The sequence below is a fragment of the Litchfieldia alkalitelluris genome (assembly GCF_002019645.1).
In the GTDB taxonomy this organism is placed as follows: Bacteria; Bacillota; Bacilli; order Bacillales; family Bacillaceae_L; genus Litchfieldia; species Litchfieldia alkalitelluris.
Map to the genome: position 1 here is coordinate 1,990,834 of NZ_KV917374.1, position 26,404 is coordinate 2,017,237.

The 26,404-nt window shown below is 36.5% G+C and carries 28 protein-coding genes; 23 read left to right on the plus strand and 5 right to left on the minus strand.

Annotated elements, in window-relative coordinates; translation table 11 throughout:
• Positions 1 to 111: 111 nt before the first annotated feature.
• The 3 genes from BK579_RS09125 (at position 112) to BK579_RS26715 (ending at position 2,561) form a co-directional block, all read left to right on the plus strand.
• Positions 112 to 942, plus strand: coding sequence for a hypothetical protein (locus BK579_RS09125; RefSeq protein WP_078544890.1), 831 nt, complete (start codon positions 112 to 114; stop codon positions 940 to 942).
• 194 nt (positions 943 to 1,136) lie between these two features.
• Complete coding sequence (locus BK579_RS09130) at positions 1,137 to 2,357, plus strand: eIF2A family protein (RefSeq protein ID WP_078544891.1); 1,221 nt, start codon at positions 1,137 to 1,139, stop codon at positions 2,355 to 2,357.
• Between the two features lie 69 nt (positions 2,358 to 2,426).
• Positions 2,427 to 2,561, plus strand: coding sequence for a hypothetical protein (locus BK579_RS26715; RefSeq protein ID WP_268876461.1), 135 nt, complete (start codon positions 2,427 to 2,429; stop codon positions 2,559 to 2,561).
• Between the two features lie 39 nt (positions 2,562 to 2,600).
• Here the strand turns inward: BK579_RS26715 and BK579_RS09135 are convergent, their stop codons facing one another.
• Positions 2,601 to 3,566 (minus strand): alpha/beta hydrolase, encoded by a 966-nt coding sequence (locus BK579_RS09135; RefSeq protein ID WP_078544892.1) that lies wholly within the window; start codon positions 3,564 to 3,566, stop codon positions 2,601 to 2,603.
• 255 nt (positions 3,567 to 3,821) lie between these two features.
• On the opposite strand from BK579_RS09135, the gene BK579_RS09140 reads away from it, so the two are divergent.
• The 6 genes from BK579_RS09140 to BK579_RS09165 all read left to right on the plus strand — a co-directional run bounded on the left by BK579_RS09140 (position 3,822) and on the right by BK579_RS09165 (position 9,386).
• Positions 3,822 to 4,832, plus strand: a complete 1,011-nt coding sequence (locus BK579_RS09140) for a peptidoglycan recognition protein family protein (protein ID WP_078544893.1) — start codon at positions 3,822 to 3,824, stop codon at positions 4,830 to 4,832.
• A 467-nt stretch (positions 4,833 to 5,299) separates the two neighbouring features.
• Positions 5,300 to 5,626: a YnfA family protein gene (locus tag BK579_RS09145; RefSeq protein ID WP_078544894.1), complete on the plus strand. Its 327-nt coding sequence runs from the start codon at positions 5,300 to 5,302 to the stop codon at positions 5,624 to 5,626.
• A 113-nt stretch (positions 5,627 to 5,739) separates the two neighbouring features.
• Complete coding sequence (locus BK579_RS09150; RefSeq protein ID WP_078544895.1) at positions 5,740 to 6,084, plus strand: hypothetical protein; 345 nt, start codon at positions 5,740 to 5,742, stop codon at positions 6,082 to 6,084.
• A gap of 181 nt (positions 6,085 to 6,265) precedes the next feature.
• Positions 6,266 to 7,531 carry a S1C family serine protease gene (locus tag BK579_RS09155; protein ID WP_139365076.1) on the plus strand — a complete coding sequence of 422 codons (1,266 nt, stop codon included), beginning with the start codon at positions 6,266 to 6,268 and terminating at the stop codon, positions 7,529 to 7,531.
• A gap of 195 nt (positions 7,532 to 7,726) precedes the next feature.
• Complete coding sequence (rbsK, locus tag BK579_RS09160; protein WP_078544896.1) at positions 7,727 to 8,644, plus strand: ribokinase; 918 nt, start codon at positions 7,727 to 7,729, stop codon at positions 8,642 to 8,644.
• A 13-nt stretch (positions 8,645 to 8,657) separates the two neighbouring features.
• Positions 8,658 to 9,386 carry an SIR2 family NAD-dependent protein deacylase gene (locus BK579_RS09165; RefSeq protein ID WP_078544897.1) on the plus strand — a complete coding sequence of 243 codons (729 nt, stop codon included), beginning with the start codon at positions 8,658 to 8,660 and terminating at the stop codon, positions 9,384 to 9,386.
• On the opposite strand, the gene BK579_RS26720 is transcribed toward BK579_RS09165, so the two are convergent.
• Together BK579_RS26720 and BK579_RS09170 are read right to left on the minus strand one after the other, a co-directional pair.
• Positions 9,361 to 9,489, minus strand: a complete 129-nt coding sequence (locus BK579_RS26720; RefSeq protein ID WP_268876462.1) for a hypothetical protein — start codon at positions 9,487 to 9,489, stop codon at positions 9,361 to 9,363. The two genes, BK579_RS09165 and BK579_RS26720, sit on opposite strands and share 26 nt — an antisense overlap.
• A gap of 33 nt (positions 9,490 to 9,522) precedes the next feature.
• On the minus strand, positions 9,523 to 11,070 hold the full coding sequence (locus BK579_RS09170) for a malate:quinone oxidoreductase (RefSeq protein ID WP_268876463.1): 1,548 nt from the start codon (positions 11,068 to 11,070) through the stop codon (positions 9,523 to 9,525).
• 543 nt (positions 11,071 to 11,613) lie between these two features.
• Between BK579_RS09170 and BK579_RS09175 the strand changes: the two genes are divergently transcribed.
• From BK579_RS09175 to BK579_RS09185, 3 genes are all read left to right on the plus strand, one after another.
• On the plus strand, positions 11,614 to 11,961 hold the full coding sequence (locus tag BK579_RS09175) for a hypothetical protein (RefSeq protein WP_078544898.1): 348 nt from the start codon (positions 11,614 to 11,616) through the stop codon (positions 11,959 to 11,961).
• 351 nt (positions 11,962 to 12,312) lie between these two features.
• On the plus strand, positions 12,313 to 12,732 hold the full coding sequence (locus tag BK579_RS09180) for a DUF1801 domain-containing protein (RefSeq protein ID WP_078544899.1): 420 nt from the start codon (positions 12,313 to 12,315) through the stop codon (positions 12,730 to 12,732).
• A gap of 183 nt (positions 12,733 to 12,915) precedes the next feature.
• Complete coding sequence (locus BK579_RS09185; RefSeq protein ID WP_078544900.1) at positions 12,916 to 13,461, plus strand: D-lyxose/D-mannose family sugar isomerase; 546 nt, start codon at positions 12,916 to 12,918, stop codon at positions 13,459 to 13,461.
• Positions 13,462 to 13,978: 517 nt separating this feature from the next.
• On the opposite strand, the gene BK579_RS25580 is transcribed toward BK579_RS09185, so the two are convergent.
• Positions 13,979 to 14,119, minus strand: a complete 141-nt coding sequence (locus BK579_RS25580) for a hypothetical protein (RefSeq protein ID WP_169891110.1) — start codon at positions 14,117 to 14,119, stop codon at positions 13,979 to 13,981.
• A 257-nt stretch (positions 14,120 to 14,376) separates the two neighbouring features.
• Here BK579_RS25580 and BK579_RS09195 point away from each other — a divergent pair, with 257 nt between their 5' ends.
• The 11 genes from BK579_RS09195 to BK579_RS09240 all read left to right on the plus strand — a co-directional run bounded on the left by BK579_RS09195 (position 14,377) and on the right by BK579_RS09240 (position 25,003).
• On the plus strand, positions 14,377 to 15,273 hold the full coding sequence (locus tag BK579_RS09195) for an HNH endonuclease (protein ID WP_169891111.1): 897 nt from the start codon (positions 14,377 to 14,379) through the stop codon (positions 15,271 to 15,273).
• 124 nt (positions 15,274 to 15,397) lie between these two features.
• Positions 15,398 to 15,523: a hypothetical protein gene (locus BK579_RS26725; protein ID WP_268876464.1), complete on the plus strand. Its 126-nt coding sequence runs from the start codon at positions 15,398 to 15,400 to the stop codon at positions 15,521 to 15,523.
• Between the two features lie 184 nt (positions 15,524 to 15,707).
• Positions 15,708 to 15,884, plus strand: a complete 177-nt coding sequence (locus BK579_RS09200; protein ID WP_078544903.1) for an aspartyl-phosphate phosphatase Spo0E family protein — start codon at positions 15,708 to 15,710, stop codon at positions 15,882 to 15,884.
• A 341-nt stretch (positions 15,885 to 16,225) separates the two neighbouring features.
• Entirely contained in the window at positions 16,226 to 17,428 is a 1,203-nt protein-coding gene (locus tag BK579_RS09205) for an ROK family transcriptional regulator (protein ID WP_169891112.1), read from the plus strand.
• Positions 17,429 to 17,463: 35 nt separating this feature from the next.
• On the plus strand, positions 17,464 to 18,411 hold the full coding sequence (locus tag BK579_RS09210) for an amidohydrolase family protein (RefSeq protein WP_078544905.1): 948 nt from the start codon (positions 17,464 to 17,466) through the stop codon (positions 18,409 to 18,411).
• A 13-nt stretch (positions 18,412 to 18,424) separates the two neighbouring features.
• The gene (gene argH / locus BK579_RS09215; protein ID WP_204524701.1) at positions 18,425 to 19,876 is read left to right on the plus strand and encodes an argininosuccinate lyase; all 1,452 of its coding nucleotides are present in this window, start codon (positions 18,425 to 18,427) and stop codon (positions 19,874 to 19,876) included.
• Positions 19,877 to 19,900: 24 nt separating this feature from the next.
• On the plus strand, positions 19,901 to 21,205 hold the full coding sequence (locus BK579_RS09220; protein WP_235848396.1) for an extracellular solute-binding protein: 1,305 nt from the start codon (positions 19,901 to 19,903) through the stop codon (positions 21,203 to 21,205).
• A 71-nt stretch (positions 21,206 to 21,276) separates the two neighbouring features.
• Positions 21,277 to 22,212, plus strand: a complete 936-nt coding sequence (locus BK579_RS09225) for a carbohydrate ABC transporter permease (protein WP_078544907.1) — start codon at positions 21,277 to 21,279, stop codon at positions 22,210 to 22,212.
• 17 nt (positions 22,213 to 22,229) lie between these two features.
• Positions 22,230 to 23,048, plus strand: coding sequence for a carbohydrate ABC transporter permease (locus tag BK579_RS09230; protein ID WP_235848397.1), 819 nt, complete (start codon positions 22,230 to 22,232; stop codon positions 23,046 to 23,048).
• A gap of 39 nt (positions 23,049 to 23,087) precedes the next feature.
• A complete protein-coding gene (gene nagB, locus BK579_RS09235) occupies positions 23,088 to 23,843 on the plus strand; it encodes a glucosamine-6-phosphate deaminase (protein ID WP_078544908.1) in 756 nt (251 codons plus the stop codon).
• 29 nt (positions 23,844 to 23,872) lie between these two features.
• Positions 23,873 to 25,003, plus strand: a complete 1,131-nt coding sequence (locus BK579_RS09240; RefSeq protein WP_078544909.1) for an ABC transporter ATP-binding protein — start codon at positions 23,873 to 23,875, stop codon at positions 25,001 to 25,003.
• Positions 25,004 to 25,285: 282 nt separating this feature from the next.
• Here the strand turns inward: BK579_RS09240 and BK579_RS09245 are convergent, their stop codons facing one another.
• Positions 25,286 to 26,182 carry a TetR/AcrR family transcriptional regulator gene (locus BK579_RS09245; protein WP_078544910.1) on the minus strand — a complete coding sequence of 299 codons (897 nt, stop codon included), beginning with the start codon at positions 26,180 to 26,182 and terminating at the stop codon, positions 25,286 to 25,288.
• Positions 26,183 to 26,404 lie beyond the last annotated feature (222 nt).

Here is a 26,404-nt window from a genome sequence, read left to right on the forward strand (position 1 = left end):
TTTGAAAAAATTTAAAAACAAAACATTTAACATTTTGTTCATAATTTGGTCATATTTGGTGGGCATCCTATTGTGTGTAAGACCAAATACACGATAAGGAGGAAATACTAAATGAGAAAGATCAGTTTTATTTGTGCCATTACTTTACTACTCGGACTGTTAGGTTCTTTTCAAGCGTTTGCGGCAGGAGATGTAAGTGTAAAGCAGGATTCGAAAGAACTACATAAACATAAGGGTCATTTCAACCATGATCCGGAGATGTTAAAAAAGCAGGCTGAAGCAATGGGGATTGAGACAGAGGGTAAAGATACAGAAACCTTAGCAAAAGAAGTTAAGGAGACGATGATTAAGAAAAGAGCAAAAATGCTTGGTATTGAAACAGCAGGAAAAGAACTAGATGATATCGTCAAAGAAATTCATCAAGTTCAACTAACAAAAGAGGCGAAAGAATTAGGAATATCAACCGAGGGAAAGGAGCTAAAAGCACTAGCCAAAGAGGTCTTTGAGACAAGACTGAAAAATGAGGCCAAGGAGTTAGGAATACCGACTGAAGGGAAAGAACTTAAGGATTTAGCGAAAGAAGTTCGTGAAACAGAACTGAAACGAGCTGCGAAAGAATTAGGAATTTCCACTGAGGGGAAAGAACTTAAGCTGTTAGCAAAAGAAGTTCATGAAGCTCAAATTAAGAAGGATGCCAAAGAGCTAGGAGTATCAGTTGATAATAAAAACCTTCATCAGGTAGCACATGAAGTGTGGAAAAAAAAGGTGTTTCAAGGAGCAGAAAAACTGGGGCTTAAAACGGAAGGGAAGTCTTCATTCGAACTTTTCGAAGAAATTATGACAAATCATGCTGATAAAGCAAAGGAATTGAATTTAATTCCACATAAAAGAGGGATGTTTCATTTCTTTAGTTGCTCAGAGGATCTAGGTAAGAATAAGTAAATAAATTCAGAGTAGCCCAAATCCGAAAGAGATTTGGGCTTTTTATAAAGCTTATATAAAGTCTTTTTAAAAATAAAAGTCAAGAAATACAAGTTAAACAAAAGCACGATTTTATTAAGTTCTTCATACTAACCGTTCTTTACGACGAATCCCTCATAATGATTAGGACAATCTATGGTTAGGAGGGATCAGTCATGAGATATCGGAATTTATTATTATTATTATTTATAAACTGTTTTCTTTTTTCATCAGTGGCAAATGCTGAAGTACCACTAACCGCTGCATTTGTAAGAGACCACCAACTATGGATTAAAAACGGTGATGAAGAAATACAGGTAACAAAGGGGCAATATGTGTATTCTCCAAAGTGGTCATATGATGGTCGATTTATTGCGTATATTGATGGCGATGAACTTGGAGAAAAATCGAATTTGTTCATTTATGACACCAAGAAAAAAGAAAACTACCAGCCCTACATAATTGTTGAAACATCAGATTTTAAATGGTCGCCTGTAAAAAATCAACTAGCTTACACCTCAGTTGGTGTATTGAATGTGACAAAAATGAAGAATAATCGTCCACAAGGTTTTGAAAATGTCTCTTTAGGTGTTAGCGGTTTTGAATGGTTTCCAAATGGAAAAGAGTTTATCGTATCTTCACAAGCAAACTTACTGCCAACTGGCTGGGGGCCAATCCCACTTTATCGAATTCCTATCGGTGCAAATCTTAATCCAGCTAAAATGAAGCCTTTTTATACGATTAAGACAAAAGAACCTGACTTGTTTGCCATTTATGCTGATGACTTTAAGTGGAGTTATGAGGGAGAGTGGGTGAGTTTTATGGCTGTTCCTACTGCTTCTTGGTCGATGGATAGCAATACATTATGTGTTTTATCTCAAGAGGGAGAACAGTTTCAAGTGATTGGAAAAATGCTAGGATACCGAGATTGGATGAAATGGGCTCCATCTTCTAATCAACTAGCTTATATTTCCGGGGAGGGAAGGTTTTTCGTAGATAACAAAAGTCTTGCTATACAAGATGTGCCAGCCACTGCTAGGCAAAAGGAATATACACCTGAAGGATTTGTTGATCTTGATTTAGAATGGTTTTCTGAAGATATGATGATTGTTGCTCGTTCTAAGGAGAATAAAGAGTGGGACGAAGGTCCTGTTCCTACAATGTATACAGCACTTTATGGAGTTAATTTAATCACTAAAGAGCAAAACCAAATCTCTTTTCCAAAAAAGAACGAACTTGATGTAAACCCGGAAGTTGTTGGTTCATACATATCATGGTTTCGTAAGACAGGAGAAGAAATGAAAGGTGATGTATGGCTAAAGGATGGATTAGATGGACAAGAGCATATATGGCTCAAAAATGTTGGATCACCACCAGTTTTTTATAAGCAAAATTAAGAGGTTATGCTTTCGAAAATAATATATCTTCTTTCCTGAGGATAAACTATGTGTAGAAAGGGGATAGTTATGAAACAAAATAAAAAAGCACCACAAAAGTTAAGTTATGAATCGGACGAAAAAATGGGCAAAGAGCAAAATCGAATTGAGGAAAATAAAAAGGAACAAGCTGAATTCTTTAATACCACTCAAAATAGTGAATGAAAAAAGGAACTGCTAGTCCTAGCAGTTCCTCATATAACGTTATTGAATATATTGATCGACAAAGCTCCAAACGGTGCTCCAATAAACTTCAGGGTCTACTTTTGCTGCTTCACCATGCCCTGCTCCTGGAATCACAAGCTTTTCTTTATCTACCTGTGCAGCTTCATACACTTCATCTACCATTTCATATGGAACAAACGTATCTTGGTCTCCGTGTATAAATAACATTGGAACCTTACTTTTGGCAACTTGTTCTATGGCGGAGGCTTCATATAAGTCATAGCCTGCACGTATTTTTGTGATTGTATTGGCAGCGTTTAGTACTGGGAACTCAGGCAAGCCGAATAAATCATCCAACTGATAAATGAACACATCACTAACTGATGCGTAACCGCAGTCCTCGACAATCACTTTTACATTAGAAGGAAGCTCTTCACCCGATGTCATCATCACCGTTGCTCCGCCCATAGAAATACCGAATAAGGCGATTTCGGCCTTAGGATCAATTTGAATAATTTCATTAATCCATAACAAAATATCCTTTCGATCATGCCACCCCATACCAATGTAATTCCCTTCACTTTTGCCATGTCCACGAAGATCAGGGGCAAGAACATTGTATCCCTTATCGTGGAAATTACGGATCCACCTTGTCATCCCTGCTGCATTACTCGTATAACCGTGAACAACAATGGCCCAATGATGATTTGCTTTTTCGTTTTGATAAACATCTGCATGTAACTTAAGCTGCAGCTTATCATTAGATACAATCGACATTGCTGATGGTGTATGTTTCAACTTAAATTCTTCATTTGCTAGCTCATCTGCTTGGGCTACATCAGCCATAACCGCTTCACTTTCTTCTAAATGAGGATTATCCTGCAAAAACTCTTTCTCTTGATTTGCAAGAAGCGCAAAGTTGTAAAAATAGTTACCAACAAATACGTAAGCAATGGTTAAAACCAAAACAATAATTACTGATATGATTGTTATTTTCCTTTTCAAAGAAGCTCACCTTATTTCTTTTATGGATCTTTGCCTATTTTATTATCAGGTCTAAATCCTACTTATAATAGCGAAAACTATGAAAATATTCAACTACTAGAAAAAGGGAGAAATCTAATAGGATGAACAAGTATGAAGATAATTATATTTGAAGAATTTAACTATTAGCTACTTTTGTTTGGATAAGAATAAATTCACAGTGGGTACAAACAATATTGATGTACCACGAGAAATCTAGAGGAAAGGATTTACAAAATGAAAAAACTAGTTGTAGTTTCATTAAGTTTTCTTCTTTTTATGCAAGTGAATTTGAATATAGCTTTTGCTGACAATCATCCAAGGAATTTATATGATATTAAAGCAGGAGATACTTTATGGAAAATTGCTCATACATATGGTACATCTATTGGGGATTTAAAGCTAGTAAATGGACTGCAGTCTGATTTAATCAGAGTTGGCCAAAGGCTAAGAGTGCCACTCATGTATGAAGTGGTTTCTGGAGATACCTTATGGAAGCTGTCACAATCCTTTGATTCTTCAGTCCAAGCGATTAAAACAGTGAATGGCCTTACTGCCGATACGATCTTTATTGGTCAGGATATAAAAATTCCTCCGAAAAAACTAAACATGCAGGGTCAATTTATTCTGATGACAAGGGAAGAGTTTAGGGATTGGTTATTTAATCAACGTTTTTCAAGAAAAATAGGGAAAGTTCAACAACATCACACCTATCAACCATCATATAAAACCTTCAATGGCTCGAATCATTTTAATCTGTTGAGAGGGATGGCAGATTATCATATGAATACAATGAAATGGAATAATATCAGTCAACATTTAACCACGTTTCCGGACGGGACGGTAGCTGTTGGTCGACCATTTAATTCACCACCACAAGGATCTTATGGGTTGAAAAATCCAGAGGCGATGCTGGCAAACCAGGCGGATGCCTTAACGATTGAAAACGTTGGCGATTTTAATGCAGGTAATGACCAAATGACAAAGGCACAAAGAGAAACAATCATTACTGTCACAGCTCTCCTCATGTTGAAATTTGGATTAACTCCTTCAATAGACAGTATCCAATATCATCGCTGGTGGGACATTAACACGGGTGAAAGAGTGTTAGATAAAAGTGAAGGACATGCCGTAAAAACATGCCCTGGTACTGGTTTCTTTGGAGGCAATACGACAACCGATGCTAAAAACAACTTCTATCCATTAGTTGAACAAAAAATGCAGGAAATAAGAGCTACAATTCAATAAAATAACATGTAAGAGCGTCTCTTTCGAAATGAAAGGACGCTTTTTTTGAAAGATATCAAATTTTGGACTACCATAGGCGTTGAATGTGCTATTTTTGTGTATGGAGACTATTTTTCGTGTATGATGACTAATATCTTAAAAGGGTATTCTCCATTCTCCATAGGCGGAAAAATTCCCGCTAATGTATCTAGTAGCGGCTTAAGAAGCAGATAAGCGGAGAAATTCCGGTTAACTTCTCTAATATATGACTAAATCGAACGATTAGTCTCATATAAGCGGAAAAACTCCAGTTATTTTAAGGGAAATATGGATATTTCCTAATTTAAGCGGAATTTATCCGTTTAAATTCAACCACAGTGAAATCCCCGGTTTTTCTTATTTGATTTTCAGAGAAAGAACGTAAGGTTTTCTGATAGTATGAAAATTATATAGTAAAAAACAATAGATTTATAAAGGTGTGTAACTAAATGACTTATGCAATTATTTTATTTATTTTAGCTGGAGTTGCTGAAATCGGTGGAGGTTATCTTATTTGGCTTTGGTTGAGAGAAGGGAAACCATTTTATTGGGGCATCTTCGGTGGTATTGCCCTGGCATTATATGGTGTGATCGCAACATTTCAAACATTCCCTTCATTCGGTAGAGTTTATGCCGCATATGGAGGAGTATTTATCGTTCTTTCGGTGTTATGGGGCTGGGGAATTGATAAGAAAACCCCTGATTTATATGATTGGGTAGGGGCTGGTATTTGTATAGTGGGGGTATCAGTCATGTTGTTTGCTCCTCGTCAATAACAGGGGCATGAGGTGTTTCTTGGTAAAAAATGTCCTAATTAATACAAACAATAATTTCACAAAAAACAATCTAAAACGAATATAAAAGACAATTTAAGGGGGACTAATTAATCATGCGTTGTGCCTGTAAGCAAATGAAATCCTATGATCTGAAAATTGAGGGTGATGTTGGTGCTGATCCTATATGGTGCAAACATTGCAGTTGTAACCTTAATCTTGAGGAACTCCCAATTTCCCAAAAGTTGAAAAGTGAGCTGATCGAGTGGGTGACAAAATACGGTGAATGGATAGATTGGGATAGAGATCAATTGATTCCTAACGGTATTGAAATGGAAGACGAACATAACACCCAAGGTGCTAAACTAACAGAAAAAGTAAAAAAAGAACTTAAGGAAACATACACAATAAAATTTTCCCCATCAACAATGGCACGAAGTTATGCAAATAATAAATCGTAAAATTTGGGGTGCCTTTAACTTGCCCCAATTTTTTTTATTAAATCTGGTCCTAATCAACCTTACTCCAAAAAACGCCACTAATATTTCTTTCTCTATTAAAGCTTTGTTAATAATTTCTTCATATTTTCACGCTATTATTTGTTTAAGCCAAAGAGATGGTGAAAATAAGGAGGCAGTTAAAATGAATGATTTAATTAACAATAATAGCATTACTGAAATAGAAGAACCGAAAAAGTTTAAAAAAGCAAAAAAGAGAAGAGGGGTTTTTACACTAGTAACTGGTGGAGTGATTGGCTCAATGCTCACGCTGGGTGTTGCTCCTTACATCGGTTATGTAGAAGATTTGTATTCTCAGGTTCACGCAAAGGTATCTCAGTTTACTGGACAAGAAGAAAGTAACACTGAACAAGTGGCTATACAAGAAACTCCTGTAACAAGTGTATCAACTTCGACAACTTCGTCTGGTTCGTTGGCAGACATGGTAGAGGAAGCGTCCAAAGCGATTGTTGGAATCGTTAATTTACAAGCACAAACTGGGCGGAACATTTATTCGAATTCTACTAATTCAGACACTGTTGAAAGTGGCACAGGTACGGGTGTGATTTTTCAAATAGATAAACAAAGCGCATATGTTGTTACGAATAATCATGTGATTGAGAATGCAACTGAGCTTGAAATCACTGTGTATGGTGGAGAAAAGACAACGGCTGAGGTCATTGGTGCAGATCCTTTAACTGATTTAGCGGTGTTAAAAATTGATGCTGAATATGCAACTAGTCATCTAGATTTCGGTGACTCAAGTACTCTTAGAGCGGGTGAAACAGTCTTGGCGATAGGAAATCCTCTTGGTCTTGAGTTTTCAAATACAGTTACTCAAGGTATTGTTAGTGCTGTTGACAGAACTATTTCTGTTACAACTTCAGCAGGACAATGGGACTTAAACGTCATACAGACTGATGCAGCAATTAACCCTGGTAACAGTGGTGGAGCTCTTATTAATACCTCAGGTCAATTAGTTGGTATTAATAGTTTGAAAATCGCTGTCGATGGAGTTGAGGGCTTAGGCTTTGCGATTCCTAGCAATGATTTAGTGCCTATTATTAATGAAATGATTAAAACTGGACAAGTTGAGCGCCCATATATGGGAGTTGGCTTAGCTAGTTTAGAAGAAGTTCCTTCCATGTACCTTCAACATCTACCACAAACTATTGAGGGTGGGGCAATGGTGACGACGATCGATTCCAATTCAGCAGCGGCTCAAGCTGGGTTAAAAGTCCAAGATGTAATTGTATCAATGAATAATCAACCTATCACAAGTTCAGATGATTTGCGAAAGTATTTATATACAGAGCTTAAAGTAGGTGACAAAGTATCTCTTGAGGTTTATCGTGCAGGGGATAAAATAAACATGGAGTTAACACTAACAAGTAGTAATAAAATTAGTTAATCTATAAATATCTTTAAAATAGGGAGCGTTTTAGCTTCCTTTTTATTTTTTATAGAATCCTAGACGTTCTCCAATACTACATTTTTATGGGCAAATCGTAGCTATTGATTTTTTAAAGGAAATAGTAGGCATTTTGTTGAACAATATTACTAAGGGTAAAAAATAAACCATTCCACAAGTGTTAGGAGAATATTCATGACTCATTCTAATCGGATACTTGTTATCGGTAGTTATAACATGGATTTATCATTTCATGTGACGAGATTACCAAAGCCAGGAGAAACATTAATAGGGAAAAGTTTTCACAAAGGACCTGGAGGAAAAGGCTCAAACCAAGCAATTGCTGCTGCTAGATTAGGTGGAGAGGTTTCATTTATGGGATGCATCGGTGATGATCTATTCGGTAAAGAAGCACTGGAGATGTTTGCGGTTGAGAACATTGATACTGACTATTTACTGGTTAACCCGGAACAGAATACCGGAATAGCCAGCATCGTTGTTGATGAATCAGCGGAAAATCAAATCATTGTAACTCCAGGTGCCAATTATTACTTACTACCAGAGGATATAGAGAATAAGGTTGATTTTCAAGAGTTTTCTTGGCTCGTCATTCAATTGGAAGTTCCTTTTCCGACGGTTAAAAGAGCGATTGAACTTGCAAAACAAAGCGGAACAAAAATTATACTAAACCCTGCTCCATATATGGAGGAGAGCATTGAAATTTTACCATTTGTAGACTTGTTTATCCCAAATGAAACAGAAGCTGAGCTCGTTTCTGGAGTCTCAATTTCAAATATGGATGATGTTGAACATGCTGCAAAAATCATACTTGAAAAAGGTGCAAAACAAGTTGTTATCACATTAGGTAGTAGAGGAGTGTACATGGCGTCAACTGCCGAAAATCAGTTTTACGGAGAGCATCTAGTAGCCCAAAAAGTAAAGGCGATTGATACAACAGGTGCTGGCGATTGCTTTGTTGGTGCTTTAGCTGTTGCGCTCTCTGAAGATAAAACACTTAGGGAGTCAGTGCGATTTGCGATCAGTGCAGCGGGATTATCGGTGCAAAGAATGGGTGCCGGGACTGGGATGCCTTATAGGGAGGAACTAAATTGAGAGGTGGAATGTAATGACTAGTTCATATCAACATCATGCTACTTTAGTTAACTATATGTATCAATCCAAACACACCGTGATTTTAACAGGGGCCGGCATGTCAACTGAAAGTGGAATCCCAGACTTTCGTTCACGCTCAGGTTGGTGGAAGGATATTGATCCATTAACCGTTGCAACCGAGGAAGCACTTCACAAGAATTATGATTTGTTCCATGAATTTTATAGTGCGAGATTAAAGGGACTAGGAGACATAAAGCCTCATAAAGGACATTTTATAATTGCAAAGTGGGAGCAAGATGGACTTGTTCAGAGTGTGGCAACTCAAAATGTCGATGGATTGCACCATGAGGCAGGAAGTCAAAACGTAGATCAACTACATGGTTCTATTCATTCATTTCGTTGTCATGATTGTGGAATGAAAGGCGTTAAGCAGCAATTTCTAGAGAAAGAAAGTTGTAGCAATTGCGGTGGCCATTTTCGTCCTAATGTTGTCTTGTTTGGAGAAGCGCTACCGGACGATGCCTGGGATTCTGCGTTATTTCATATACAAAAAGCAGACCTAGTAATTGTGATTGGCACTAGTCTTCAAGTATACCCAGTTAGTCAGCTGCCAAGAATGACGAGCGGGAAGACAGCTTTTATTAATAAAGAGATAGGTTCAGAACAATCATTTTTTGATGTAACGATTGAAGGTAGTGCGGGCGAAGCATTATCGGTTATCGAACAATTGTTGAATTCATAACCGTAGATTTACCTAATCGTTTTGCCTGTTTTACTACATTGGCAACTGAAAAAAGGACCTTTAATTCGATAAATCGATTAAAGGTCCTTTCTTTCCAATGCATCAGTTTTGATAGAGACTCTATATACCTTCTACTTTAACAAAAAACCGGCTCTTTTTCGCTCAAGCGAAGAGTCTCTGCAGTTGAAGTGTGAATATTTTGCAGAAGCTTAGGGTTATCCATTAGAGATAGACCGTAAGACGGAATCATTTGTTTAATTTTCGGTTCCCATTCATTGATATGTTCTGGGAAGCATTTTGTTAATACTTCTAGCATGACGTGAACGGCAGTCGATGCACCTGGAGAAGCACCAAGCAATGCGGCAATTGAACCGTCAACTGCACTAACAACTTCAGTACCAAATTGAAGCGTTCCTTTTCCGCCTTCTTCGGTATCTTTAATTACTTGCACACGTTGGCCAGCTACGATTAAATCCCAATCTTCACTTTTAGCATTTGGGATAAATTCACGCAACTCTTCCATACGCTTTTCTTTTGATAGCAGCACTTGCTGAATTAAGTATTTCGTCAATGACATGTTTTTTGCACCTGCTGCCAGCATGGTTACGAGATTATCTGGTTTTACAGAAGTGATCAAATCAAACATTGACCCATTTTTTAGAAACCTTGGTGAGAAGCCAGCAAAAGGCCCAAATAGTAACGTTTTTTTATTGTCAATAAATCGTGTATCTAGATGTGGAACAGACATTGGCGGAGCACCAACCTTTGCTTTTCCATATACCTTTGCATGATGCTGGGCGACAACATCCGGATTATTACACACCATAAATATACCGCTTACAGGGAATCCACCAATACGTCTTCCTTCAGGGATACCGGATTTTTGAAGTAAATGGATACTTCCACCACCGCCTCCGATAAAGACGAATTTCGCTGTATGATGTTCTACGTTACCTGTAACCGAATTGCGTACCTTTAATTTCCACGAGCCGTCACTAGTGCGTTTAATATCGTTAACACTACGATTGTAGTTCATAACCACATCTTTACTCTCTAAATGTTCAAATAGCATGTTTGTTAAAGCGCCAAAGTTAACATCCGTTCCTGTGTCAATTTTTGTTGCAGCAATGGGCTCTTTCGATGTACGGTTTTGCATAACTAACGGAATCCATTCCATTAATTTCTCAGTGTTATCCGAAAATTCCATCCCCTGGAATAGAGGGTTATTTGACAGCGCTTCAAAACGCTTTTTTAAGAAAGTCACATTTTCTTCTCCATGCACTAAACTCATGTGAGGCAATTGTCTAATGAAATCCTGTGGGTTAGCTATCAGCTTACTATTTACAAGATGTGACCAAAATTGCATTGAAACTTGAAATTGTTCATTCACTTTTATAGCTTTACTAATATCTACAGATCCATCAGGTCTTTCATTCGTGTAGTTAAGCTCGCAAAGTGCAGCATGACCCGTACCGGCATTATTCCACTCGTTAGAGCTTTCCTCTCCTGCTTTTGAGAGTTTCTCAAACACTGTTATTTCCCATTCTGGTACTAATTCTTTTAAAAGTGTTCCTAAAGTTGCACTCATAATTCCAGCGCCAATAAGAATGACGTCTGTTTTAGTTTCTCCGTTGCTCATTTTTACCAACCTTTTCCCCTTGAATTTGTAAAGAAGATGTAGCATATACACCAAACTAAGGTGCTACCTAGTTATACAGCTTTTCTGTTATCGCAATATCATAATGCATAAATATTAGTTTAGATTAAATTATTAAATTATCTACTATTATATGATAATTATAAATTATTTGAAAGGTGTAAAAAGTGTTAAGACCGTTCGAATTTACCTATACATATAAATAATAAAGTCTTAACAAGGCTACTTGCAAGGGTTAAGGCTTGGTATATGTTACTACCTGAGAGATTTCTCTATTTTTTTAAAAGTAAAGAGGGAGAAAAGTAAACAAAAGTTACTTTTCATAGCTCCTTTTTTATTTTTATAATTTTTACCTATTAACTTATAGTTATACTATCCAGTCAGTTTGCTGAGGTGAACAAGTTGAATATAAGGGGGAAGATCATTTGAAGAAAATAATGTACTTAATCATGATTATGTTGGTAGCGCTTACGACGAATTCAGTGTTGGCAGAAAGTACATCACAAGATTGGTATCATTGAAGAAAACCATGAAGAAAACGAATCGAGCTATAAAAGCGGAAGCACGAAATTGTTGGATCATAAAGAAATAACAGTTAATCTAGAAGAAATTACATTAGATGAGACTGAGTTGGAAGAAATAGAAAAGGAATTTCACCAACAACAAGTGACGTTTTATAATGACTTTATCGCTAAAAATATCAAGCAAACAACTAGTACAAATGAGATTATTTCATTACAAAATGAAGCAAAGAAATTATTGAAGGAACGCGAGGAAGCTTTTGAAGAGGAAAGCGGAGCATACATAAAGGAGATCAAAGTGAGAGCACTCCGATTAACCTTGCTGTATTTTCTGTTTCATATCAAACAACTAAGATACAATTTTAGAAGCAAATCATCACGCAATCTATTATGTTGATAAAGAGACAGGTGAAATCCTAGATCCTAAAAGCTTACCACCAACGAAGAAATTGACAGTTTTGTTGAATCTCAAAAAAATGTGCTTGATGAGGGAATAGCAGAACTAAGTCTATTTATTGTCATTTTTTCGATTCTTTTTATGGGTGTAATCCCTGTAGAATGGAGACTCTGGTTTTAGGACTAGAGTCTTTCTTAAAACACTGATTTACAAATATATCCTTTTGGTCTGAAATTAACTTTTTCAAGAAAATGAAAACATATGTTGGAGGTATTTCATTGTTGAGAAAGGATAATCCTGTACAATAATCGAAATAATAGATGGATTGATGATTTAAGGAGCGTGAGGATATTGTACGAATTAAAAACAAAAGAAAATGAAGCAAGTGTAATTGAGTTTATTGAAAAAGTAGATAGTGTAAAAAAACGTGAAGATGCTTATAAGCTGTTAGATATCTTCACTGAGACTACTGGGTTTCCTGCAAAAATGTGGGGTGACAGTATTATTGGCTTCGGTTCATATCATTACAAATATGCATCCGGACATGAAGGCGATGCAGCACTCGTTGGTTTCTCCCCACGTAAAGCCAAAATAAGCTTATACTTCGCGACGGGAGATACTAAGAGAGAGGAGTTACTAAAGGACTTCGGAAAGCATACGACAGGAAAAGCATGTGTGTACATAAATAAAATAGATGATATAAATGTTGATGTCTTAAAAGCATTAATCAACCAATCTATACACTTTTTAAGAGAGACGTATCCTGAATAAATAGTAACTTGTAGCTATAGCTTCATTTTAAATTGAACTAACTAAGATACTCACCTGCCCGTTTTTTGTCGAAGTTTATTACCCGGGAAATAGGTGATGCCTGTCACCGCTCGAAATTTGTCGAAAAAACCGTAGGAATTTCAAAGAAATGTTCCGTCCAATAGATGAAAAAGGAGAATGTCGATGTTAACAAAACAAGAATATATTGATGCACGAGAGAAGACATTAGAACTGTTAAATAATGCAGGAATTGTATTGAGTGATCTCGAACAGCAAGAGATCGAAGTTGCAGACTTCGGTTTAGAACAGTTAGAAACTCAAGGGTTACAATTAATCACCTATATTAACAATGATCATTATTGTGCAAAGGAATTAGTATTATTTCCACATCAAACTTGTCCTGAGCATAAGCATCCACCAATTGGTGAAGTGGCCGGAAAGACAGAAACTTTTCGTTGCCGTCTAGGGAAAGTGTTTTTATATATTGAGGGTTCAACTTCAGCGACGATAAACGCTAGTATTCCAGAATCAAGTAAAGAGTATTACACTGTATTTCATGAGGTTGAATTGAATCCGGGTGATCAGTTCACGATACCCCCTAATACTCTACATTGGTTTCAAGCTGGAGAAGAGGGAGCAATTGTTTCTGAGTTTTCAACAACGAGTAGAGATGAATTTGATATTTTCACAGATCCAACTATTCATCGAATTCCGGTTGTTGAAGAATGAGGTAGAGAGTTTGATTCTATTTGTCTCAAATGAACGTCAACTCCAAAAGTGGTATGGTCAGTATGAAGCATATCTTATGAAGTTTAAAGACTACAAGCGGCTGTTCCGACATTTAGGAACAAGAGGGTCCGCACTTATCGGTTGGAGATCATGTTAAGCAGCCGAAATATAGGCGGAGCAATTCCCCTTAATTAGTAATTACTTTAAAAAAAAGCATAAATAGACGGAGAAATTCCGCGTATTGACTTGAAAATTTGAAAAAGAGGAGATTTTCCTATGCTTAACCGGAAAATCTCCCCTTATATTCCCCGAAACGAGCTCCAGTTTGGCTTTAACCGGAAAATTTCCTCTTATTTTATTTATTTTGATGCTTCCCCGATTAAGGGCAAGTTATCTTATTTAAAAGAGAATGATTATAGCTCAAAATTCCAAAAGACTTTAATTTATTGCATTCCGGGTGAACCGTATACAAATAAGTAGACCAATTGAATGGCTTTTTTCAACGGGTAGGGGTTCATCATTCTACTATGGTATCCTGATCTACTGATTTGCCTTGACTTTCCGCTTCATTTGTTAGTGTATCAGAATTTTCAAGTGAATCATATGCAGGGTTTGTTATAAATACCACTTGGTTCTTTACGTGTTCATCTTTTTCCATGTTTCGTACATCCTTCCCTAGTATACTTATTCATTCAATATGGCTTACTCTTATGAATTTTATTCATTAGCTTCTATTAAATATACAACTAACTCTAGTGATACATAGATAAAGGTGTTAGAACGCGCTCGATGTGAAGTAAGGTAAAAGTCCTATTTTATATATATAATAGGAGTTCAATTCAATTGGATAACTATCAAAAGTGTTCATTAAGTGGTAATATTATCCTATAAAAAGCTATGAATGGAGAGAATTGGATGGTCGTATTTCGGGGTATGGGCAGGGTTGTAAATACTGTCGTTGGTGAGGCCGCAAAAGGCGGAGTAAAGATTGTTAGTAAGGCTGTTTCATCTAAGAATGAAAAACTTGGTGAATATGTCGATGATTTAGGAAATAGTGTGATTGAAGCATCAAAGGGGGCGGTGGACTCTGTTACTCAATTTGCAGACGGGACAGTAAGAGGCGTTTACGGTGCTGTAAAAAAAGATGAATACCATAAACAAAGAGGGTGGGCTGATATTACGGACTCTACTGGTCGAACGGTCAGGGGAATTGGCTCAAGCATTAAGTATACGGTTAAGAGTGCTGGTATCACTGTGAATGGTTTAAAGAATAGGGATAGAGAACAAATTCTCCACGGTGTGAAGAATTTAGGAAAGGTTGCCGCAGTCACAACTCTAGCGGTTGGAATTATTGATATTGTAGACGGGCCGGATGCTGTAAACGCACAGGAAATTGATACAAGAAATAGTAGTTTAGCGGGGTTGGAACATGCTGAGACAGGTGTGCTTTTTGAAGCAAAAACAATTGAATGGCCAAGCGGAGAATTTCAAACGGGAACATTCCCAGTATTTGATTCACAATTCAGTGTTGTTATAGCAGAAGAAGTATATACTTCAAGTGACCAGGCTCATTTTAATATTGCAAATGACACATTGTATCAGTCAATTCAAGAGAACCCTGGTCTGGCAAATGATTTAGGACTATCCTCGTACGATGTACAAGTTCTTCAGAATGGAATTACACCCGAAGGATTTGATTGGCACCATCACGAGCAGCCAGGTGTTTTGCAGTTAGTTGATGAAGAAACTCACCAAGATACAGGACACACTGGTGGTAGAAGTATTTGGGGTGGAGGTAGTGAGTATCGGTAAAAGGCTATCATTTTTTAGTAGGTGTTGTCAGACTTAATTCTAATAAGAGAGTATATGAATTGTTTTTGTATGGAGGTGAGGTAGTAGACAGAGGGCTAATATTCAAGAAAGGACTTGATAGCCGATGAAAAAAAGTGGCTGGGAACGAGATATACGCATGCAATCATTTAGTTGGAAGGAAGAAGGTTTACCACATTTTGGATCAACTATTTCTACTGAAGAGGGAATAGTAGTTCCAAGTGGAGAATGAGGAGATTAATAATTTTCTATCAAACATTTACTATGGTATCTGCGAAAATAGTTTGATTGTCAATAAATATTTTTTACTAAAAAACTGTAATACTTTCTTACAAAACCCTTTACTACTTATGTAATAAATTGTATATTTATTTGGAGACTTTTTTCCAATAACGTGTTACAGGAGTAGTGTTTTGATGGAACAAATTGTAAATGAAAGAATAAAAGTTGAGGCTCAAGTCTATACTTTAAGAAGTCAAATGATAGATTCAGCCAAAAACAATGGGTTTACTGATCCTGAAACAATCAAATTAAGTCAACAATTAGACTCTCTACTTAATTTGATTCAATTTAAACGCTCTAAAAAAATGTAGCTAGATTCTATCATAAACAGGTATATTCTAGCTACATACAAAGAGATAGTTTGTTTAATTATCTGGATTCAAGTTCAGATAATAAAACCCTCTAAATGATTTCTTCAGAAATATAATCTTCATACTTTATAAAAAACCCTAAATACGACATGTTGCTACACTAATTGTTTTCTTCAATTGAGTGTAGCTTTTTTATACTTAAATACAATTTTAAAAGAAATAAAATCTAATTATATTAAATTTTCAGAATATGATATTGACTAATTATGGAAAATGTTTTACATTGGTTAGTAAGGTTAACTAACTAACTAACTAACTAACTAAAAGGCATGGAGGGCTGCATGAGTATCCCGCAATCAGGAACACCCACTTATTTGAAGCTATTAAACAAGAAAAAGGTCTTACAAACGATTATCGGGGGTGATGATTATTATTCCAGAGCAAGTCTTGCTAAAGAATTAAATATTAGTAAACCAACGATTTCTTCGTTAGTCGATGAGTTGGTTAAAGAAGGGTGGCTCATTGAAAAGGAAAGTAATGAAACGGCCCATGGAGGTGGGAGGAAGCCTGTTCATTTATTTTTCAATAAAGTATGTAAATATACAATCGGAGTTGATATCGGCGGCACACATACTGAAATAGCAATAATGAATCTTGAAGGTGAATTAATTATTACCGGAAAACTATTTACTCAACAGGCATTAAAAGATGATTTTATTCATCTACTAGTAACAGAGATTAATAGATTGTTAAGAGTAAGTGGATTGATCAATACTGATATATTATCACTTGCAATTGGTGCGCCTGGGATAACTGATACAGAGAAAGGTATTGTAATTGAAGCTCCAAGTCTTCAGTGGGACAATTATCCTTTACAAGAAAAAGTAAGCTCTTATTTTCCGTTTCCTGTATATATTGAAAATGATGTGAATATGGCGGTGCTTGGGGAGTATTGGAAGGGGTCTGCGAAAGATAAATCCAATGTCGTTCTGATTACGATAGGAACGGGTGTTGGATGTGGCATTATTATTAATCGTGAGCTATACCGAGGCTTTCAATTTGCTGCAGGAGAAATTGGTTATATGATTACTAACAAAGATCAAGCTGGACAACATTTCGAAACAATGTTTGATGGCTTTGGTTTTCTTGAAAATCATGTTGGGGGTCCTGCTATCGTAAAGCAATATATAAAGAACTCTACGACAACTGTCAATGGCGAGTATAGTGCGGAAATGGTTTTTAATGAAGCCATTCAAGGTGAGACTTATGCAACAAAGGTGATTAATGAAGCATTAGATCACATTGCAGTTTCGTTAATTAATGTAGCGGCTCTTTTGAATCCCGATTGTATCGTTTTAGGAGGAGGAATTTCGAAATCAGGAGAATGGTTTTTACCGAAGTTACAACATAAAATAGCGATGTATCTACCTAAGCAAAGTCAAACAGAGGTGCTTCTAACTCAATTGCCACAAGTGGCCCTTATCGGAGCAACAGCTTTATGTTTGAGAAATCATGAGTTATTTTCCATCGAAAAGAAATTCTGATTTTTATAGCAAACTTTTTTAATAGGAGGTAAATAATGCTATTTCAAAATGATTTTAAAGTCATTGATATCCATGGCCACTTGCCAGGGAAAAAGGGTAGTGGATTCATTAAGCGAACAGAAATTGGTGATCAATATAATACAGAAAGATCAAAGCGAATGATGTTATCTTGGGATTTCCCGCATCCATCTGAGGAAACCGATGAAAAGAAGGCCATACCAATTATGGATCGTTGGGTACAGGAGCTGGATCGATATGGAATTGAAAGATTCGTGTTTCTTACTGCTGAGGATAATGATGATTTAGCTAAAAAGATAAAGGAGTATCCTGGTCGTTTTATTGGATTTGCACATCATCCGATTGAAAACCGTGATGCACTTCAGGAATTAAAACGGGCAACAGAGGAACTTGGCTTAAAGGGGTATAAGATGTTTGGGCCTCTTGTGAATCGAAAGCTTCATGATGACTCATTAATGCCTGTTTGGGAGTATTTGGCTGAAAAGCAAATTCCCGTATTAATTCATTTTGGACTTTTGGGCAGAGCTGGTGGAATTGTTGAGCATCAAAACATGTCACCACTCTCAATCTTTCAAGTTGCTAGAGAGTTCCCTGAACTTCCTATCATCATTCCACATTTTGGAGCAGGTTACTTTCAAGAATTACTTCATCTTTGCTGGAGTTGTCCAAATGTTTATGTGGATACCTCTGGGTCTAATCAATGGATGCGCTGGATGCCATATCATTTAGATTTGGAGATTTTGTTCAGAAAAACCTATGAGCTCATTGGCGCTGAACGAATTATCTTTGGGACAGATTCAAATGGGTTTCCAAGAGGCTATTCCTACCGATATTTACAAGACCAGGTTCGAGTTTGCCGGGAAATCAATATGCGTGAGGAGGATATTGAAAAGATCTTTGGTAATAATGCACGCAGACTATTTAATCTTGAGATTGGAGTGAAGTCAGAGAATGTCACACAATAGGTCCAGGATTTATGTGAACCATATACTCGAACCTACCTACGATTTTACGAAAAGAAAATTTTTGAACTGTATACTTGAAATCAATATAGCTCATGCTGCCATGCTTGCTCGTCAACAGATTTTAAAGAACGAAGATGTGAAAAAAATTATTGAAGCTAATCAGAGATTGTTAAGAAATGGTTTTGATCAGCAGTATAACCCTGAGTTTGAAGATTTATTTTTCATGATTGAAGATGATCTGAAAAATGAAATCGGTGATGAACTTGTTGGAAATATGCATATTGCTTTTAGCAGAAATGATATGGACGCAACGATGTTTCGGATGATTTGGCGTGAAAAAGTGGTTCAATGGCTTAAACTGATTATAGATATGAAGGAAGTCTTGCTTGAATTAGCAAAGGAGCATGAACTCACTGTAATGCCTGCATATACGCATAATCAGCAAGCTCAGCCGACAACACTTGCTCATTATTTATTAGCCGTTGATAAGCATTTGGAAAGAGATCTCGACCGTGGCTTTTCCTTATTAAATCGAATAAATGAATCGCCTATGGGTGCGGCAGCTCTAGGAACAACAGGATTTCCTATTGATCGGACATTTATGGCACAACAATTAGCCTTTACAAAACCGCTAGATAATTCATATGATTCCATCAGTGCAGCTGATTATATGCTTGAAATCGTTGGAACATTATCAACCTCACTTAGTACTCTATCACGCTTTGTCTATGATTTAATGTTTTTTGCAACCAATGAGGTCGAAGCAATTAGATTGGATGAAAGCTTAGTACAAACTTCTAGTATAATGCCGCAAAAAAGGAACCCTTCATCATTAGAACATACACGATCACTAATAAGTCGAACAATTGGAGAATTACAATCAGCGTTTATGATGACTCATAGCGTACCTTTTGGAGATATTGTTGACATCGGTGATGATATTCAACCGATTCTTGATCATGGATTTCTACATACCTATCAAATACTCGAACTATTAACCGAAATCTTAAAAAATATTACTGTGAACAAAGATAAGCTATATAACCGATGTAGAGAGGGATTCTCAACGGTTACAGAGCTAGCTGATGTCCTGGTAAGGGATTACCAGCTATCTTTCCGACAAGCACACCATATCGTTCAAGCATTTGTTAAACACTTAAATACAAATGGATACAACTTAAGCCATGGAAATGCTGAACTTGTGAAAGAGATTGCTAAGAAAGAATGTCATATCGATTTATCTCTATCTGATGAGCATTACAAGGATGCGATAGATCCTTATCAATTTGTGATGGTTCGGTCTATTTTAGGAGGGCCAAATCCAAAGGAAACAGAAAAACAGCGAACCCTTTCAGCAAATCAATTAAAAGGATACCTCACTGAGATTCAGGAATGGGAATATAAATTTAATTCCTATAAGGGATTATTACTTAATGGTAGTTATGAAATATTAACTAATAAATAAAGTAGATTAAGAGGAGGGTTAATTTTGAAAAAATTTCTTGGAGTACTCTTTTTTGTCACATTGTTTATGGTGCTAGTCGGATGTTCCGATAAGGAAGAGGCTGGTGGTGATGTAACTGATGATGGAGAAGAAGGTAGTGGAGAGATTACGATTGAATACTGGCAATATGCTTATCAGTCCAAGGTGGATTTAATTGATGAACTAATTAAAGAGTTTGAGGAAGCAAACCCTGGAATCAAAGTAAAGCATACAACGTTCCCATATGAACAATATAACGAAAAGGTAGCTACACTTGTTCCAGCGGGTAGAGGACCGGATGTTATTAATCTTTATTATGGTTGGATTCCGAAATATGTTGACTCTGGATATCTTCAACCCCTTCCAGAGGATGGCTTTTCTGCAAGTGAAATTGAAAGTGAATTTTTCCCACTTGTTGATGCTGTAAAACTTGATGATCAATATTGGGCGATTCCAACCGCAGTTCGTACCCTCGCTTTATTTTACAATAAAGATCTTTTTGAAAAAGCTGGTTTAGATCCAGACAGCCCACCTACAAACTGGGATGAGTTGGTTGATTATGCGAAGAAAACTACGGTTCGTGATGGTAACCAGTTAGTTACAGCAGGGATGGCTTATGAACTTGGAGGTCAGTTGCATAACTGGTATAGAGATGCTCTTGTTTATCAAGCAGGTGGTCAAGATTTAAGTGAGGATCGAAAACAAATTTTATGGGATGATTCGGAAGCTGGTTTAGAAGCGTTCCGTTATTTAGTTGAATTTACGACAGAGCATAAAGTTGGTGAAAAAGGATTCTATACGGATGATGTTACGGCATTTAAAACTGGAAATGCAGCAATGAATGTTGATGGTTCTTTCCGTTTAGGAACGCTTGCTACAGATGCACCAGATTTGAATTATGCGGTAGCTCCACTGCCATCATATAAGGAAAAAGCAACACAATCTTCCTTCTGGGCGAATGGAATTACAGCTAAGGTTGAAGGTGAAAAGTTAGAAGCAGCAACAAAGTTCCTAAAGTTCTTAACAAGCAAAGAAGTGATGGAGCGTTGGGTTGATAAGATTGGTGAATTACCAGCTAAGGAAGCTGTGGCTTCTCAAGACAAATTTATTACTGACCCACTGTTAGGGCCTTTTATTGAACAGCTTCCATATGCAAATGCTCACTTCTTCGTAGATGAAACGGCTGAAAGACAGCTTATGATGGATGCAGTTGATCAGGTTGTACTAAATGGAGTTTCAATTGAGGACGCATATGCTGAGTTGGTGGAAAAAACACAGAAGTTATTTGATGATTACTGGAGTAGTCGATAATTTAATCCTATTCACTAGGGAGAGGCTAGGACCTGAGTCTCTCCCATCTTTTTAAAGGGAGGATATACATAATGGAGAGTACCAAAGCCGAAATTTCGCCACCTATAAAACTCAAGCCCAAAAAACGATCAAGGTTCACTTTAAAGCAGCAAAAATACATCTTTGTTTATACTTGTCTACTAATCCCCCTACTCTTTTTTATTGTTATCCGTTTTCTTCCAACACTGTATACCTTTAATATAGGTTTTCATGAGTGGGATATTCTTTCAAATGATAAGCCATTTGTTGGGATGGACAATTACGTGAATCTTTTTCATGATGAGGTCTTTCGAAAATCCCTTTACAATACGATGATATATGTTGTATTAGGAGTCATTGGTCAATTGATTTGTGGACTAGGCATTGCTCTATTATTACAGCGAATTAATAAGTTTGTAGGGTTTTTTCGTGCGATTTACTTCATTCCTTATGTAACGAGTATTGTTGCGGTAAGCTGGGTGTTTAAGTGGATTCTTATGAATAATGGAATCGTCAATGATATTTTATTAAAACTAGGATTTGAAGCACAGCTCTTCTTAAAATCTCCTGATCAAGCAATCTATATTATTATCTTAACAATGATTTGGCAAGGACTAGGTTTTCAAATGATTATTTTCTTAGCAGGGTTAGAAAATATCCCGAAAATGTTTTATGAGGCAGCTGAAATTGATGGGGCTAATGGATGGAAGAAGTTTATCCATATTACGATCCCATTGTTGAATCCTACGATTGTGTTCTCTGCTGTTATTGGGAGTATTAGTTTCCTCCAAACATTTACTCAAGTTCAGAATATGACACTTGGTGGACCATTGAATTCCACCAAATCAGTCGTTCTTTATATTTATGAATTGGCATTCCAACATTTTGAAATGGGTGCTGCTTCAGCGGCAACAGTTATCTTATTCTTAATTATTCTAATCATTACGATTTTCCAAATGAAATTCCTAACAAAGAAATTTGAATACTAAGTCTTGGGGGTGAAGTGGTGAAAAGAAGAAACTTTACAAAAAAAGCCATTGTTTATACATTATTAATTTTAGGTTCAGTAATCATGCTATTTCCATTCATTTGGATGGTTTCCACCTCATTCAAACCTCCGAGTGAAGTGTATGGGTTGAAGCTTATTGCTGATAACCCTACATTTAATAACTATCGTAAAATTATCGAAGGGACCCTTTTTACTAAATGGTTTTTAAATAGTTTTATTGTTGCTGTGATTACGACAGTCAGTGTGGCTCTCTTTGATACCCTTGTTGGTTATATTATTGCTAAGTTCAACTTTTTTGGGAAACAAGTTATCTTTCTTTTTATCTTAAGCTCTCTAATGATTCCAACAGAAATGTTAATTATCCCTTGGTACTTAATGTCAGCTGACTTAGGGTGGGTTGATACATATTGGGGAGTCATGTTTCCAGGGGTGATTTCAGCGTTTGGTATATTCCTAATGAAGCAATTTATGGAGTCCATTCCGGATGATTTATTAGATGCTGCAAGAATTGATGGTATGAATGAGTTTTCGATTTTCTTTAAGGTCGCCATTCCTCAAGTATTCCCAGCATTATCTGCACTATGTATTTTCACATTCCTTGGGAATTGGAATGCGTATTTATGGCCGCTCATTGTTATTGAAACAGCTGAAATGCGAACATTACCGGTTGGTCTTGCCTTTTTCTCAGGTGAAAATCAAACGTATTGGGAGCTTGTTATGGCAGGAGCAACCATTGCTGTTATACCCTTAATCATTGTCTTTTTAATCTTCCAGCGCCATATTATAAAAGGAATCACTTTGACTGGCTTAAAATAAGGTTGATCTTGAGTGAATTTTTTCAAAAGAGGTTAAAACATGAAAATTATAGAGGTCAAAGATTATCAGCAAATGAGTCGGCTCGCAGCGTGTATTATAAGTGAAAAAGTTCGTTCACAAAATCGATTAAATCTTGGGCTCGCAACCGGAGAAACACCAAAAGGGACCTACAACTATTTAATAAAGGATTTTAATCATAATGGAACCTCTTATGAAGAGGTATACACGTTTAATTTAGATGAATATGTTCCACTTTCTATGGATAACCCGAATAGCTATCGATTTTATATGAACCATTTTTTATTTAACCATCTTGATATTCCAATGTCTCATACTTTTCTTCCACTAGGTAATGCTACTGATCTAGAAAACGAATGTGTAAGATATGAAAAACAAATTGAAGATCATGGTGGAATTGATCTTCAACTACTTGGAATCGGCAAGAATGGCCATATTGGCTTTAATGAACCAAGAACATCTTTCATATCAAAGACACATGTCGTCACACTTACTTCATTAACTAGGGAAGCAAATGCACGATTTTTTGAACGTCCAGAAGATGTTCCGAAACAAGCAATTACAGTTGGAATTGAAACAATTATGAAGTCAAAAGAAATTCTCCTGCTTGCATCTGGTGAAAGTAAAAGAGAGGCTATGAACGAACTGCTTCATGGAGAATTGTCGGAGGATTTTCCAGCATCGATACTTCGACTTCATCCAGATGTAACAGTCATCGCTGATCAAACAGCATTAAAGGGGATTCAAGTAGAAGGTTATTCCTTCACAAAATGTTGAAGGGATTTTGAATTTGAGGAGGCGGTGGAATGGCTGAATTGCACTTAAATCATATCTATAAGGTATATGATAAAAACGTAACGGCAGTAAAAGATTTTAACCTACATATCAAGGATCATGAATTTATTGTATTTGTTGGCCCTTCAGGATGCGGGAAATCGACTACATTAAGAATGATTGCAGGACTTGAAGAAATATCTAAGGGCGAGTTCTACATTGATGATGAGCTCGTCAATGATGTTGCACCAAAGGATCGAGACATTGCGATGGTTTTTCAGAACTATGCCCTATATCCTCATATGAATGTGTTTAATAATATGGCATTTGGGTTGAAGCTTCGAAAAGCCCCAAAGGAGGAAATTAAGCGCCGTGTTGAGGCAGCAGCGAAGATTCTTGGGCTTGAACCATACCTGGATCGTAAGCCGAAAGCTTTATCAGGCGGTCAACGTCAGCGTGTAGCATTAGGTCGGGCGATCGTCCGTGATGCGAAGGTTTTCTTAATGGATGAGCCACTCTCTAATCTTGACGCAAAGCTCCGGATTCAAATGCGTGCTGAAATTTCAAAACTTCACCAAAGACTCCAAACAACTACTATTTATGTTACCCACGATCAAACGGAAGCGATGACTATGGCCACCCGTATTGTTGTGATGAAGGATGGAATCATCCAACAGGTTGGGACTCCTAAGGATGTGTATGATAACCCGGATAATACCTTTGTGGCAGGTTTTATAGGCTCACCGGCAATGAACTTTTTCAAAGGGAAGATTCAAAACGATACGTTTATTGTGAATGAAATAAAGATGAAAATTCCAGAAGCCAAGCTTAAAGTTTTACATCAACATGGATATATCACAAAAGAGATTATTTTAGGAATTCGCCCAGAAGACATTCATGAAACTAGTGAAAAATATGATACAGCTGTTAAAGTCACAGCTAAAATCGAGGTTGCTGAACTCATGGGAGCAGAAACCATGTTGTATTCAACCATTGGAGTCGAAAGCTATGTTTCAAGGGTTGATTCAAATGTAGAAGTGAAGCCAGGACAATTATTTTCACTTTACTTTGATATGAATAAGTGTCATTTCTTTGATGTCGATAGTGAAGAACGAATTGATTTAAGGGGTGGAGCAAAGAAGGAATTTAGGGAATCAGTGTGATGCTGGTTCTTTTTTTTGTGGAAGACTATTTCTAAGGTTGCTAAGGGGGAGAGTTTCATTTGCTGCGTTCCACTCGAAGGATACCGGGGATATCGAGGAGCTTCTTACCAACTGAATTAGTGATAATATCCATTTTCCATAATACTCTAATGGAAAGTCATAGTTATCATCACTTAACTTTTGTTTATCCAATAAATGAAATTCTTTTTAGGAGAACTTCTGGGAAAAATAAAACAGACTATAAAATTGTTTGAATCTTATAAGCCTGTTATAAAAGTGAATTTAATTTTTTGCATCCGCTTTAAAATAGCTTGAAATTAGGTGTTCAAGATCTTCTATTAACTTCAAATCAAATAAGGCCTGCGCATCTTTTAATGGAGCAAGTGCACTTTGAATCAAAAATGGACGAGGATTCTTTGAGTGAAGCAATTCTTCTTGAATAAACTCTAGTAACTCAATGTACTTGTGAGATTCATTCGTATCGATTACCTCTTTTTTTAACCCCACTATCGTTTTACTAAGTTCTTCTTGAAAAACTCTTCTTGCATCTTTTTGATCTGGAATCCATTTCTCCAAAAGTTCAGGTTCATTTAATTGTTCACCCGTATTAGCAACTTCATTTACCATACTCTCAACTCTTTTTACACTATAACGGACAACTTGATACACATTAATTTTGGAGTCATGTCCCATTGCATAATACTTCATATTGTGATGTAAAATGCCTAAAAACATAATTGCACAATCTAATAATACTGGTTTTTTTTCATGTCCGAAGATTTCTAAAAAACGTTGATATGTCCATTGAAGCATCCTTAATTGACCATCTTTAATAAATTGTTTAAGTTCAGGATCATTTGAAATCATGACCTCTTCAAAGAGCGTAATTAGTTTATTTTCTTTATTGATGTTCATTTGTAATTCATATTGTCTAATAAACAACTCAACATCAGACGGATCTTGTCCTATGAGAAGTTGATTTCGTTCTTTTTCCATTTTTTTATAAATAGCTTTAAAAAGCGCCATTAATAACTCATTTTTTGATGAGAAATAGTTATAGAAAGTCCCCTTCGAAATGCCACTATATTCGAGAATATCTTGAATCGACGTAGCCTGAAAACCTCTGTCGATAAATAATTGGTGAGCCATTTTTATAACATGCTGCTTACGATCGTTCATCATATATCACCCTTGGAATTTATTATAATCTAAGTTAAATGTTATCGAAACTCTTGATAGATGGCTTGTGTATCAATTTTATACCCTCTGTTTAATCATCATCATACCCTACTTACTGAGCTTTAACAAACCCTTTATATATAGGAAGAAATTATTATTGCAAAATTTGAACCCATGGTATAAGATGTTCTCTGTGAACTAATAGTATAAAAAAATGAACTG